This is a genomic window from Bradyrhizobium arachidis (genome assembly GCF_015291705.1).
In the GTDB taxonomy this organism is placed as follows: domain Bacteria; phylum Pseudomonadota; class Alphaproteobacteria; order Rhizobiales; family Xanthobacteraceae; genus Bradyrhizobium; species Bradyrhizobium arachidis.
Window position 1 is genome coordinate 4993899 of record NZ_CP030050.1, and the last position, 12999, is coordinate 5006897.

General features: G+C 64.1%; 12 protein-coding genes and 1 pseudogene. 7 read left to right on the plus strand and 6 right to left on the minus strand.

Annotation, left to right across the window (positions count from 1 at the left end; genetic code table 11):
• Positions 1–85 precede the first annotated feature (85 nt).
• The 4 genes from WN72_RS23180 to tyrS all read right to left on the minus strand — a co-directional run bounded on the left by WN72_RS23180 (position 86) and on the right by tyrS (position 5380).
• Entirely contained in the window at positions 86–1780 is a 1695-nt protein-coding gene (locus tag WN72_RS23180) for a methyl-accepting chemotaxis protein (RefSeq protein WP_092216221.1), read from the minus strand.
• Between the two features lie 394 nt (positions 1781–2174).
• Positions 2175–2579, minus strand: a complete 405-nt coding sequence (locus WN72_RS23185) for a DoxX family protein (RefSeq protein WP_092216222.1) — start codon at positions 2577–2579, stop codon at positions 2175–2177.
• Positions 2580–2798: 219 nt separating this feature from the next.
• Complete coding sequence (locus WN72_RS23190; RefSeq protein WP_092216223.1) at positions 2799–4070, minus strand: MFS transporter; 1272 nt, start codon at positions 4068–4070, stop codon at positions 2799–2801.
• 56 nt (positions 4071–4126) lie between these two features.
• The gene (gene tyrS, locus WN72_RS23195; RefSeq protein ID WP_027557830.1) at positions 4127–5380 is read right to left on the minus strand and encodes a tyrosine--tRNA ligase; all 1254 of its coding nucleotides are present in this window, start codon (positions 5378–5380) and stop codon (positions 4127–4129) included.
• A 160-nt stretch (positions 5381–5540) separates the two neighbouring features.
• On the opposite strand from tyrS, the gene WN72_RS23200 reads away from it, so the two are divergent.
• From WN72_RS23200 to WN72_RS23210, 3 genes are all read left to right on the plus strand, one after another.
• Positions 5541–6644, plus strand: a complete 1104-nt coding sequence (locus WN72_RS23200) for an anhydro-N-acetylmuramic acid kinase (RefSeq protein WP_092216224.1) — start codon at positions 5541–5543, stop codon at positions 6642–6644.
• 109 nt (positions 6645–6753) lie between these two features.
• Positions 6754–7431 (plus strand): glutathione S-transferase family protein, encoded by a 678-nt coding sequence (locus tag WN72_RS23205; RefSeq protein ID WP_092216364.1) that lies wholly within the window; start codon positions 6754–6756, stop codon positions 7429–7431.
• A 4-nt stretch (positions 7432–7435) separates the two neighbouring features.
• Positions 7436–7759 (plus strand): DMT family transporter, encoded by a 324-nt coding sequence (locus WN72_RS23210; RefSeq protein ID WP_092216225.1) that lies wholly within the window; start codon positions 7436–7438, stop codon positions 7757–7759.
• On the opposite strand, the pseudogene WN72_RS23215 reads toward WN72_RS23210, so the two are convergent.
• Together WN72_RS23215 and WN72_RS23220 are read right to left on the minus strand one after the other, a co-directional pair.
• Positions 7756–8267 (minus strand): annotated as a pseudogene (locus WN72_RS23215) (DUF1697 domain-containing protein). The gene WN72_RS23210 and the pseudogene WN72_RS23215 sit on opposite strands and share 4 nt — an antisense overlap.
• Positions 8268–8274: 7 nt before the next feature.
• Positions 8275–8922: an alpha/beta hydrolase gene (locus WN72_RS23220; RefSeq protein WP_018641706.1), complete on the minus strand. Its 648-nt coding sequence runs from the start codon at positions 8920–8922 to the stop codon at positions 8275–8277.
• A 349-nt stretch (positions 8923–9271) separates the two neighbouring features.
• Between WN72_RS23220 and WN72_RS23225 the strand changes: the two genes are divergently transcribed.
• The 4 genes from WN72_RS23225 to sufC all read left to right on the plus strand — a co-directional run bounded on the left by WN72_RS23225 (position 9272) and on the right by sufC (position 12996).
• Complete coding sequence (locus tag WN72_RS23225) at positions 9272–10411, plus strand: cysteine desulfurase family protein (RefSeq protein WP_092216226.1); 1140 nt, start codon at positions 9272–9274, stop codon at positions 10409–10411.
• A 113-nt stretch (positions 10412–10524) separates the two neighbouring features.
• On the plus strand, positions 10525–12021 hold the full coding sequence (gene sufB / locus WN72_RS23230; RefSeq protein ID WP_028146302.1) for a Fe-S cluster assembly protein SufB: 1497 nt from the start codon (positions 10525–10527) through the stop codon (positions 12019–12021).
• Between the two features lie 5 nt (positions 12022–12026).
• A complete protein-coding gene (locus WN72_RS23235; RefSeq protein ID WP_092216244.1) occupies positions 12027–12230 on the plus strand; it encodes a hypothetical protein in 204 nt (67 codons plus the stop codon).
• 16 nt (positions 12231–12246) lie between these two features.
• Positions 12247–12996: a Fe-S cluster assembly ATPase SufC gene (gene sufC / locus WN72_RS23240; protein WP_027557854.1), complete on the plus strand. Its 750-nt coding sequence runs from the start codon at positions 12247–12249 to the stop codon at positions 12994–12996.
• Positions 12997–12999 lie beyond the last annotated feature (3 nt).

Genomic DNA, 12999 nt, shown 5'->3' on the forward strand with positions numbered 1-12999 from the left:
GCTAAAACGTGGATGGCCGGGACAAGCGCGGCCATGACGAACGTGGCGACGCTTTCGCGCCAAACGTCTTGTTCGGAGTGGCGCGCTACGCCGCGCGCACGCCTGCGAGGAACGTTCCGACTTCGCCGGAGAGCTGCTCGGCCTGCTTGGAGAGGTTGCTGGCCGCGGCGAGCACCATGCCGGCGGCGTTGCCGGTCTCGTTCGCTGCCGTGGAGACGCCGCCGATATTGGTGGTGACCTCCTTCGTCGCCTCCGCGGTCTGCGAGACGCTGCGGGCGATCTCGGCAGTGGCGGCGCCTTGCTCCTCGATGGCAGCTCCGATCGAGGTGGCGATGCGGCTGACCTCTTCGATGGTGGCGGTGATGCCGCCGATGGCGTCGACGGCCTCCCTGGTGGCGCCCTGGATCTGCGCGATCTTGTCGCCGATCTCGCGGGTGGCCTCCGCGGTCTGGCTCGCCAGCGACTTCACCTCGGAGGCGACGACGGCAAAGCCGCGGCCGGCGTCACCGGCGCGTGCCGCCTCGATGGTGGCGTTGAGCGCGAGCAGATTGGTCTGTGCCGCGATGCTGGAGATCAGCTCGGCGACGTGCTCGATCTGCTGGGCACCGTCGGAGAGCGCCCGAACGATGGTGTCGGTGCGGCGCGCGCTGTCGACGGCGCGGCCGGTGACTTCGGCCGATTGTGCGACCTGACGGCTGATCTCGGTGATCGAGGAGGAGAGCTCCTCGGCGGCCGCCGCAACGGTCTGGACGCGCTGGCTGGCTTCGGTGGCGGCCGAGCCGACCACGGCAGCGCGTTGGTTGGTGCCTTCGGCGGTCGACGACATCGACTTGGCGGTGGTCTCGAGCTCGCCGGAGCCGGAGGCCATCAGGCCGACGAGCTGGCCGACAGAGGCATCGAAGCGGTCGGCGAGCGCGATCAGGGCCTCGCGCTTCTCCTGCTCGCTGCGGCTCTTGTTGGCGGCCTGCTCGGCCTCCAGGTTCCGCGCCGTCAGCGCGGTCTGTCTCAGCACTTCGAGCGTCTCGGCCATGCGGCCGATCTCGTCGCCGCGGTCGGTCTCCTCGACCGGTCTGTCGATGGCGCCGTCGGCGATCTCCTGCATGCGGTTCTTCTGGCGGTCGAGCGCACCGAGCACGTCGCGGGCGATCAGCCAGGACAGCGTCGCCATCAGCAGCATCAGGCCGATGCCGATCGCAGCGAGTTCGAGCGTAAGCGCGCGAACGTCGGCGTCGATGTCGTCGACATAGAGGCCATAGCTGATGGTGACGTTCCAGGGCGCGAATTTGCGCGTGAAAACGGTCTTGCGGACCGGCTCGGTCTGGCCCGGACGAGGGTACAGGTAGGAGGCCACGCCGCCCTGGGCATTCTGATTGGCGGTGTTCATGATCGCGTCGGCGATCAGGACGCCATTGGAGTCGATGGCGCCTGTGATCTTGCCTTCGAGCTGCTGGTTGGCGCCGTTCACGAATAGCGAGGTGTCGGGATTGTAGACGACGGGATAGCCCTGGCCGCCGTTGAAGCTCATGCGGCGGCCGCGCTGGTGGAACTGGGCTTTCGCCTCGGCCTGCGTCAGCTTGCCGGCAGTGACCTCGTCCTGGAGCGATTGTGCGTAGTTGTAGAGAAGTTCCACCGCGGTCCGCATTTGCTGGACACGGTCCTCCATCATGCGGCTCTTGCTGAGCACCGCCGATACGCCGATGATGGCCGTGACCGTGAGCGCCGCGAGGCAGACCATGCTGGTCAGCTTGGTGCGGATCTTCAGGTGACTGAGCAGCTTCATCGCGGCCTCTACGGAATGGTTGTTATTGCTCGTATCGGTAGCATGAAGTTCTTACCAATCATGAACGTAGGCATGCGACGGCCCGTCGCGCAGCACGGCATTTGCAGCCTTATGCGCAAGTGTGCAGGCAAATCGCGATGCATCGCCGCGCACCCGTGTTTTTGCGGGTGGACGTCGTTCTCAGACTTTAGTGCTGATTGGGCTTGGCCGGACGTGCAATGAATCGATTCGTTCACCGCCTCATCATGTCCGTGCTGCTGGTCGCGGCCCTCGTTCTGATCTGGAACGTGTTGGGCTCGCGGTAGGCGGCACCGGCGAAACTGCCGGTGCCGTCGTTTACTTGCGCGTCAACCGCGTGCGTCAGCGCCGCGCGAACGCGCCGCCGATCAAGCCGTTATTTCTTGCCCATCGCCGCATCGGCGCTGACCGAGCCGCCGCCGGCCGCCGAGAGATAGAGGCACGCGAAGCAGAACAGGATCGCCGCGGTGCCGCCATTGAGCAGCGGCAGGAACACCGGCGTCTCGCCCTTGAACATGTGGCCCATGAAGTAAGCGAAGGCCATCTCACCCGAGAGGATGAAAGCGCTGAGGCGCGTGAACAGGCCGATCATCAGCAGCGCGCCGAGCACGAGCTCGAGCGTACCGGCCACATAGATCAGCGGCGGAATGTTCGCGAAGTAGGGAAGCACCGGAAACTTGAACAGCTTGGCGACGCCATACTGGAACAGCAGCAAGCCGGTGATGAAGCGAAACAGGCTCAAGAGAACCGGTTGAAAGCGAACGAGATAGGGAAAGTCCATTGGTTTGTGCCCTCCATCCAATGCGCGACTTGGACCGCATTCGGTTCCGCCTCGCAAGCCACCCGGCATAATTTTCGCGCTGACATTTTCGTCATGTTGGACAAAACACCGCATGCCGGGGTTTCAGCCGCCTGCGATTCGGATTTTTGCGCGCGTTCGCGTCGTGCCCATCCGTAATTTTCCGGTGATGCGAATGCGCTTAGGTTACTCCTGCGAAACCTAGCGCCGCAAGGCGGGCACGATCAGGAACGGGATCATCCCGAGCACCACGCTCGCAAGTGCGAAGGCGAGCAACGCGTTGTAGCCGTGCGTCGCATCGTGGATCAGGCCGCCGCTCCAGGAGCCGAATGCCGAGCCCAGCCCGCTGCCGATTGAGATCGTGCCATAGATGGTGCCGACGCGCTTGCCCTGGAAGATCCGCATCGCGGTCGCGCTGATCAGCGGGCCGCGCGAGCCCATCATGCTGCCGAAGCAGACGACGAAGCCGGTCAGCAGCAGGATGTTGGGCGAGTACTGCAGCAGCCACAGCAGGACGATGCCGAGGATCGAGATCGCGTAACTCAAAAGCACCGAGGGCCGGCGCCCGATCAGGCCGTCGAGCGCGGACACGCCGAGCATTCCGAACACCAGCACGACGCCGGAAAAACCCCAGGCGGTCGCAGCCTGGAGCGGCGGGAAGCCGGCATCGATCAGATAGGCCACGATCTGCGCGGCGATCGCATACATTCCGACGGCGGTGAAGAAGAAGGTCGAGAACAGCGCCCAGAAGGCGTGATGGCGCATCGCGCCGAGCAGCGTCCAGCCATTGTCGACGAAGTTCGGATCGGTCTTCTTCACGACATGAGGCGAGCCCGCGGCGAACAGCCGCCACGGCAGCAGCAACAGCGGCACCAGCAGGCCCAAGGCTGCGAAGCCGAACAGCTGGTAGGTGTCGCGCCAGCCAATATGGTCGATCAGGAGCTGCGAGGCCGGCAGCAGCGCCAGCACGCCGCCGCCCATTGCCGAATAGACCACCGACATCGCGGTCGGCAGACGCGGCCCGAACCAGCGGCCGAGCAGGATCGAGTTCGGCACGATACCGATGAAAGCGACGCCGATGCCGACGCAGAGGCCGATCGAGAGCTGGAACTGCCATAGATGCTGCGCATGCGCCGCGATCAGGAACGCCGCGCCGAGCAGCAGCAGGCCGAGCGCATAGACGATGCGCGGTCCGGAATGGTCGAACAGGCGGCCGACGAAGGGGGCGGTGAGGCCGCTCGCGAGCCAGGTGAGGGAATAAACCGACACGATCTGCGCGCGGTCCCAGCCGAAGCTTTCCGAGATCGGCTTCAGGAACACGGTAAAGCTGTCGCCGAGCCCGCGGCCGAGAACCGCGAGCGTGAAGCAGAGCGCGAGCACGGTGAGCGCGATGCGAACGGCGCCTTGCGACGTCGCCGCAATGCTATCCTTGCTCGTTCCCGCCGTCGATTGCTTGGGCGTGTTCTGATCCATTGCCCGTCAGGGAGCGCGCTTCGGCGCGCCCTGACAAGCATCAAAAGCTCATACGCCTATGCAGGCCTGATCAAGACGTGCTTCTTCTTACCGAAGGACAGCTTGATCACGCCTTCCGGCGTCAGATTGCCGGCCGACAGCGCCATCTTCTCGTCGGTCACGGGCTCATCGTTGACGCGGAGGCCGCCGCCCTTGATCTGGCGCCGCGCCTCGCCGTTGGAGGCAACAAGGCCCGCCTTGACGAAAGCGTTGAGCACGCCGAGGCCGGCGTCCAATTCGCCGCGCGGAATTTCCACGGTCGGGAGGCTTTCGGCCAGCGCGCCTTCCTCGAACGTGCGGCGCGCGGTTTCAGCGGCTTCGTTCGCGGCGTCGCGGCCGTGCAGCAGCGCGGTCGCTTCGGTCGCGAGCACCTTCTTGGCCTCGTTGATCTCGGAGCCGCCGAGCGCCTCGAGCTTTTTGATCTCGCTCATTGGCAGCGTCGTGAACAGCTTCAGGAACTTGCCGACGTCGGCGTCCTCGGTGTTGCGCCAGTACTGCCAGAAATCATAGGGCGAGAACTGGTCGGCGTTGAGCCACACCGCGCCTTGCGCGGTCTTGCCCATCTTGGCGCCCGAGGCGGTGGTCAAGAGCGGCGTCGTCAGCGCGAACAGCTGGTGCGTGCCCATGCGGCGGCCGAGATCGACGCCCATGATGATGTTGCCCCACTGGTCCGAGCCACCCATCTGGAGCCGGCAGCCGGTACGCTTGGCGAGTTCGACGAAGTCGTAGGCCTGGCAGACCATGTAGTTGAATTCGATGAAGCTCATCTCCTGCTCGCGCTCGAGGCGCAGCCGCACGGAATCCATGGTCAGCATGCGGTTGACCGAGAAGTGCCGGCCGACGTCGCGCAGCATCTCGATCCAGTTCAGCTTGGTCAGCCATTCCGCATTGTCGAGCATGATGGCGTCGCTCTTGCCCTCGCCATAGCGCAGCACCTTTGCGAACACGCCGCGGATCGATTCCTTGTTGGCCTCGATCTCGGCGACGGTGCGCATCGCACGCGTCTCGTCCTTGCCGGAGGGATCGCCCACCATCGTGGTGCCGCCGCCCATCAGCGTGATCGGCTTGTTGCCGGACTGCTGGAGCCAGTACAGCATCATCATGGTCAGGTAGTTGCCGATATGCAGCGAGCGGGCGGTGCAATCGTAGCCGACATAGGTGGTCGCCTCGCCCTTGGCGGCGAGCGCGTCCAGCCCCTCGAAATCGGAGCATTGGTGGATGAATCCACGCTCTTGCAGGGTGTTGAGGAAATCCGATTTAAATGCAGTCATCTGTCGGCGTGCCTGATCATTCTTATTTTACGATCATTGCGGCAAGTTGCGGAACCAGCGCCAGCCGGGCTGCCGCAAAAATGCGCGCTGTGGCATTATAAGATGTACTTGTTTGATACAAGTCAGGCGTCAGGGTAGGGGACGTCGAGGCCCGCTTGAGATGATGTTGACGGCACTCGGCTTGATGAGCGGCACCTCGCTGGACGGGGTGGATGTCGCGCTGATCGAGACCGATGGAAAACAGGTGAAGGCATTCGGACCGTCCGGCTACCGGCCCTATGGCCCGGCGGAGCGCAATCTGCTGCGCCAGGCGCTGTCCGAGGCCGTGCACCTGCCGCGGCGCGATGCCCGGCCGGGCATCCTGGCCGAGGCCGAGCGCGCGGTGACGCAGGCGCATGCCGAGGCGGTCGCCGCCTTCGTCGCCCAGAACCGGATGCGGCCGGAGGATATCGACATCGTCGGTTTCCATGGCCAGACCGTGCTGCACCGTCCCGAGAAGCGGATGACGGTTCAGATCGGCGATGGGCCGGCGCTCGCCAGGGCGATCCATATTCCCGTGATGCATGATTTCCGCGCCGCCGACGTCGAGGCGGGCGGGCAGGGCGCGCCGTTCGTGCCGGTCTACCACCGCGCGCTCGCCAATTCGCTGGAGCGCGAAGGGCCGATCGTCGTGGTCAATATCGGCGGCGTCTCCAACATCACCTATATCGACGGCAACGACACGCTGATCGCTTGCGACACGGGGCCCGGCAACGCGCTGCTCGACGATTTCATGTACCGGACCATGAACCAGGCGTTCGATGCGGAGGGTAAGTTCGCCGCGCTCGGCAACGCGGACGACGCCTGGATCGCGCGGGCGCTGGAATTGCCGTTCTTCGCAAGCCCGCCGCCGAAATCGCTCGACCGCAACGATTTCGCCGCGCTCAAGCTCGGCGAGGTCGCGCCGGCCGATGGTGCGGCGACGCTGACGGCCTTCACCGCGGCGGCGATCGCCCGCGTCATACCGCTGCTGCCGCGGCGGCCGCGGAGCTGGATCGTCTGCGGCGGCGGCGCCCGCAACCTCACCATGCTCCGCATGCTGCGGGAGCGGGTGGGCTCGGCCACCGTCGAGGCGGCCGAGACGCTGGGCTGGGCCTCCGACGCCATCGAGGCGCAGGCCTTCGGCTTCCTCGCCGCGCGCGGCCTCAAGGGCCTGCCGCTGTCCTATCCGGCGACCACGGGCGTGCCGATGCCGATGACCGGCGGGGTGATCGCCAGACCCTAGAGAGGCAGCCGAGGTCACAGCCGGTTGATGCAGTTGCATCGATCTTGACGGATATATGCAAATGCATCTATCTTGGATGCAGTTGCATCGAACCGCCGGGATCATGGCCATGACATCTTCGCTCAAGCTCATCAGCCACAAGCTTTGCCCCTATGTGCAGCGCGCCGTGATCGCGCTCAAAGAGAAGGGCGTTCCGTTCGAGCGGATCGATATCGACCTCGCCAACAAGCCCGACTGGTTCTTGAGGATCTCGCCGCTCGGCAAGGTGCCGGTGCTGGTGGTGACGACGGACAAGGGCGAGGTGGCCTTGTTCGAGAGCAACGTGATCTGCGAGTACATCGAGGAGACGCAAGCCGGCGCCAAGCTGCATCCGGCGGATGCCTTGAAGCGTGCCGAGCACCGCGCCTGGATGGAATTCGGTTCGGCGATCCTCGGCGATCTCTGGGGCCTGGAGACCACGACGGATCCGGCGACCTTCGAAAGCAAGCGCCAGGCGCTTGTCGCGAAGTTCGCGCGCGTCGAAGCCGCGCTCGGCGCAGGGCCTTATTTCGCTGGCGAAGCGTTCAGCCTGGTCGATGCGGTGTTCGCGCCGGTCTTTCGCTATTTCGATCTGTTCGACGAGCTGGCCGAGCATGGCATCTTTAGGGATGTGCCGAAGGTCCGCGCCTGGCGCGCTGAGCTCGCAAAGCGCCCGAGCGTCGGCACTGCGGTCGGGGCGGACTATCCGCAGCTGCTCCGCGCCTTCCTCGTCCGGCACGATGCGCATCTCCTCAAGCTCGCGGCCTGAGCCGATGTCGTCATCCGTCGCCTGGCTGATGCTGGTGATCGCCGGCGCGCTCGATGTGGGCTGGGCGATCTCGATGAAGTACGCAGAAGGCTACACGCGGGCGGGGTGGAGCATCGCTTCGCTGGTGCTGCTCGCAGCCTTCGTGTTCCTGCTCGGGCGCGCGCTGAAGGTGCTCGAAGTCGGCGTTGCCTATTCGGTGTGGACCGGCATCGGGGCTGCCGGCACGTTCCTGTTGGGAGTCGTGCTGTTCGGGGAAACGCTCAGCGCTATGAAGCTCGTAGGTATCGTGCTGGTGCTGATGGGGATTACCGCGCTCAAGCTGGCCTAAAGCTCCGCGGCCATCTTCGCCAGGGTGGCGATGGTGTTCATGTTGCGCGCGGTGCCGGTCTTGGCGGCGGGGATCGCGAGTTTTGACGTCCCCATGCCGTCGCCGTAATGCACGTAGATCTCGCGGCGGCGAGCTTGACCTCTTCGTCCTTCTGACCGCGAATTCCGGCGAGCGTATCGGCGGGCGGCGCCTTGTCGAGGAAGATCGCGACCGTGCGGTTGGGCGCCATTTTGGAAAACGGGTTGCCAGCCAGAACCTCTGCCATCTCGGCGGCGCTGCGCACGAGCACACCGACCGGCGCGCCGGCGAAGGCGTGCAAGCGCTTTTCCAGTGCGGCCTTGATTGCGGATTCCGATTTGCGGCTGGTGAAGACCACATTGCCGCTGGCGATGTAGGTGCGCACGGCTCCAAAACCGAGCTCTTCGCACATCGCCTTGAGCTCGGTCATCGGCAGCTTGCCGGTGCCTCCGACATTGACCGCGCGCAGCAGGGCTACGAACGCGGCCATATCGTTCTTATCGGACGTTGGCGAGGCGCATGTCGAGATACGCCGTGATGGTCTCCATCAGCGGCTCGAGCTTGGCGTCGAAGAAGTGGTTGGCGCCGGGGATGATCTGCTGGTCGATCACGATGCCCTTCTGCGTCTTCAGCTTCTCGACCAGCGTGTTGACGTCCTTCGGCGGCACCACTGCGTCCTTCTCGCCATGCACGATCAGGCCGGACGAGGGGCAGGGTGCGAGGAACGAGAAGTCGTAGAGATTGGCCGGCGGCGCGATCGAGATGAAACCCTCGACCTCGGGACGGCGCATCAGGAGCTGCATGCCGATCCAGGCGCCGAAGGAGAAGCCGGCGACCCAGCAGGCGCGTGCCTCGGGATTGATGGTCTGCGCCCAGTCGAGCGCGGCGGCCGCATCCGACAATTCGCCGGTGCCGTGGTCGAACGAGCCCTGGCTGCGGCCGACGCCGCGAAAGTTGAAGCGCAGCACCGAGAAGCCGCGGTGCGCGAAGGCGTAGTAGCACTGGTACACGATCTGATGATTCATCGTGCCGTGAAACTGCGGATGCGGATGCAGGATCATCGCGATCGGCGCGTTCTTCTGCTTGGCCGGGTGATAGCGGCCTTCGAGACGGCCAGCAGGGCCGGCGAAAATGACTTCAGGCATCGATGATCTCTTGATTGATGTGCTGGAGCGAGGTTCCTCGGCAATCAACCGATTGTGGCTTCATCGACTTTGATGCCGACGAAGCGAATGAAGGATGAGAAGGCGTGCGCCTCGCGGTGATGCGCGATTGGCGCGCGGTGACTTGACGGCCGCGTTCTAACATAGGCTGCGGGGCAAAAAGCAAGCATCTTCAACATCAGTCAATGCGCTCAAGACGTTAGCGCGTCATGGCGGCGTCATCGCCGACCGCGGTTTCGGAATCACGGTTGCCAAGAGCGTGGCGGCGGCCCATGTCGGGGCGGCGAGGCGAGCCGACCAGGCCTCGGAAAACAAGGTAACATAATACTCAATGCCGCGCCGCGTTTATCTCGACTGGAATGCGACCACGCCGCTCCGCACTGAAGCGCGGGCCGCGATGCTCGCTGCCTGGGACCTGATCGGCAATCCGTCGTCGGTTCATGCCGAGGGGCGCGAGGCGCGACGGCTGGTCGAGGAGGCACGGAGCGCGCTTGCAGCGGCCACCGGTGCGCTGCCGCGGAACGTCGTCTTCACCTCCGCTGGAACCGAAGCCAACGCGCTGGCGCTCGCGCCGGGCCTGAAGAGTCCGTCTGGCGGTCCTGTCGAACGGCTGCTGGTCTCGGCGATCGAGCATGCCTCGGTGCTGGCAGGCGGCCGATTCCAGGCCAATAGAATCGGTCAAATCCGGGTCACGCGCTCGGGCGTGATCGACCTCGATCATCTGAAGGAACAGCTGGGCGACGGTCCGCTGGCGCTGGTCTCGATCATGGCGGCCAACAACGAGACCGGCGCGGTTCAGCCGGTCGCTGAAGCGGCGCGGATCGTCCACGAGGCCGGCGGCCTCCTGCATGTCGACGCGATCCAGGCGCTCGGCAAAATTGCTTTCAATATTAACGCGGTAGGCGCGGACCTTGCGACCTTTTCTGGGCACAAGATCGGCGGCCCAAAGGGCGTCGGCGCGCTGGTCGTCGCCGAGGGAATCGCCGGACTGGAGCCGGTGCTGCGCGGCGGCGGGCAGGAGCTGAACCGCCGCGCGGGAACCGAGAACGTCGCAGGCATCGCCGGGTTCGGTGCGGCGGTGAGGGCGGCGCTTCAGACTCTCCCGGAAGATGTGGAGCGGATGACAACCCTCAGGAATCGCTTGGAAAATGGACTTCGCGGCGTCGCCGGAGGCACCATCTTTGCCGACGACGTGGAGCGGCTGCCAAACACGGTCCTTTTCACCGCACCCGGCCTGAAGGCCGAGACTGCCGTGATCGGCTTCGACCTCGAAGGAGTCGCTGTCTCCTCTGGCTCCGCCTGCTCGTCCGGCAAGGTCCAGCCGTCCCACGTACTGTCAGCCATGGGGTATGATGCCACCGTGGCCCAGGGAGCGGTGCGTCTCAGTCTGGGCTGGTCCACGGAGCCAAATGACATCAATAGGGCGTTAGAGGCTTGGCGAAAGCTGGGTAATACCCTACTTAGAGCGTAAGCGACGAAACACGGCTTGAACGGTTCTAAGCACGTGCTTTCGGCCAGAAAACATCGTAATACTCGTCCGAGTTTGATCCACCGCGGTCCTTGAAACCGCGAGCGGAGGATGGAATGCCAGCCGTACAAGAGACGGTCGAGCGCGTGAAGCGCATCGACGTCGACCAGTATCGTTATGGGTTTGAAACCCTGATCGACTCCGAGAAGGCCCCCAAGGGGCTGTCGGAAGAGATCGTAAAATTCATCTCGCAGAAGAAGAACGAGCCCGCCTGGATGCTCCAGTGGCGGCTGGAGGCCTATCGGCGCTGGCTGACCATGACCGAGCCGACCTGGGCGCGCGTCGAGTATCCCAAGATCGACTTCCAGGACATCTACTATTACGCGGCGCCGAAGCCGAAGAAGACGGTCACCTCGCTCGACGAGATCGATCCGGAGATCCTGAAGACCTACGAGAAGCTCGGCATTCCCTTGCGGGAAGTCGCCATGCTCGAAGGCGTCGAGCCCAAGGTGGGCGAGGAAGATCCCGCCCGCCGCAAGATCGCGGTCGACGCGGTGTTCGATTCGGTCTCGGTTGCGACCACCTTCAAGGCGGAGCTCAAGAAGGCCGGCGTGATCTTTATGCCGATCTCGGAGGCGATCCGCGAGCATCCTGAGCTGGTGCAGAAATATCTCGGCTCCGTGGTTCCGACCTCGGACAATTTCTATGCGACGCTGAACTCGGCGGTGTTCTCCGACGGCTCGTTCGTCTACGTGCCGCCGGGCGTGCGCTGCCCGATGGAGCTGTCGACCTATTTCCGCATCAACGAGCGCAACACCGGCCAGTTCGAGCGCACGCTGATCATCGCGGACAAGGGCTCCTACGTCTCCTATCTCGAAGGCTGCACCGCGCCGCAGCGCGACGAGAATCAGCTGCATGCGGCCGTGGTCGAACTCGTCGCGCTCGATGACGCCGAGATCAAATATTCGACTGTGCAGAACTGGTATCCCGGCAATTCGGAAGGCAAGGGCGGCATCTACAATTTCGTCACCAAGCGTGGCGACTGCCGCGGTGATCGTTCCAAGATCTCCTGGACCCAGGTCGAAACCGGCTCGGCGATCACCTGGAAGTACCCGAGCTGCATCCTGCGTGGCGACAATTCGAGCGGCGAGTTCTACTCGATCGCGATCTCGAACGGCTTCCAGCAGGTCGATTCGGGCACCAAGATGATCCATCTCGGCAAGAACACGTCGAGCCGCATCATCTCCAAGGGCATCGCGGCCGGCAAGTCGCAGAACACCTATCGCGGTCTCGTCACCGCGCACCGGAAAGCGACCGGCGCGCGTAACTTCACGGCCTGCGACTCGCTGCTGATCGGCGACAAATGCGGCGCGCACACCGTGCCGTACATCGAAGCCAAGAACTCGTCGGCAACGTTCGAGCACGAAGCGACGACCTCGAAAATCTCCGAGGACGTGCTGTTCTACTGCATCCAGCGCGGCCTTTCGCAGGAAGAGGCTGTCGGCCTCGTCGTCAACGGCTTCGTCAAGGACGTGCTGCAGCAACTGCCGATGGAATTCGCGGTGGAAGCGCAGAAGCTGATCTCGATTTCCCTGGAGGGAAGCGTCGGGTAGGTCAGATGATCCGCAACTTCCTTGCCGCCGTCCAGTTTGGTCCGCTTGCGATCACTTTGTTCGTTGCGATTGCTGGAGCGGTCGTCGCCCTGATTGGCGGCTTTGCAGGGTGGGATGGGGTAACCGACTTCGGCAAACTAGCTGCCGGTGGAGGAGCTCTCGGATTTTTTGGCTGGCTCTTTCTTCCGATTATCTTGCGGTCGATTTAGGCCAGAAGGAAACAAAATGGCTTTGCTTGAAGTGAAAGACCTCAAGGTTCGTGTCGAGGAGCGTGAGATCCTCCACGGGCTGACGCTGACCGTGAACGAGGGCGAGGTGCACGCGATCATGGGGCCGAACGGCTCCGGCAAGTCGACGCTCTCGCACGTCATCGCGGGCAAGCCCGGCTACGAGGTCACCGACGGCCAGATCCTGTTCAAGGGCGAGGATCTCCTGGAGATGGACCCGGACGAACGTGCCGCGAAGGGCGTGTTCCTGGCTTTCCAGTACCCGGTCGAGATTCCCGGCGTCGCCACCATGACGTTCCTGCGCACCGCGCTGAACGCGCAGCGCAAGGCGCGCGGCGAGAGCGAATATTCCACCCCGGACTTCCTGAAGAAGGTCCGCGAGGTCTCGAAGTCGCTGAACATCCCGCAGGACATGCTCAAGCGCGGCGTCAATGTCGGCTTCTCGGGCGGCGAGAAGAAGCGCAACGAGGTGCTTCAGATGGCGCTGTTCGAGCCGAGCCTGTGCATCCTCGACGAGATGGATTCCGGCCTCGACATCGACGCGCTGCGCATCGCCGCCGACGGCGTCAACGCGCTGCGCTCGCCTGGGCGCGCGATGGTCGTGATCACCCACTATCAGCGGCTGCTGAACTACATCGTGCCTGATTTTGTGCATGTGATGTCGCGCGGTCGGGTCGTGAAGAGCGGTGCCAAGGATCTGGCGCTGGAGCTGGAGGCGTCCGGCTACGCCCAGTTCGAGGACGCGTAAGGA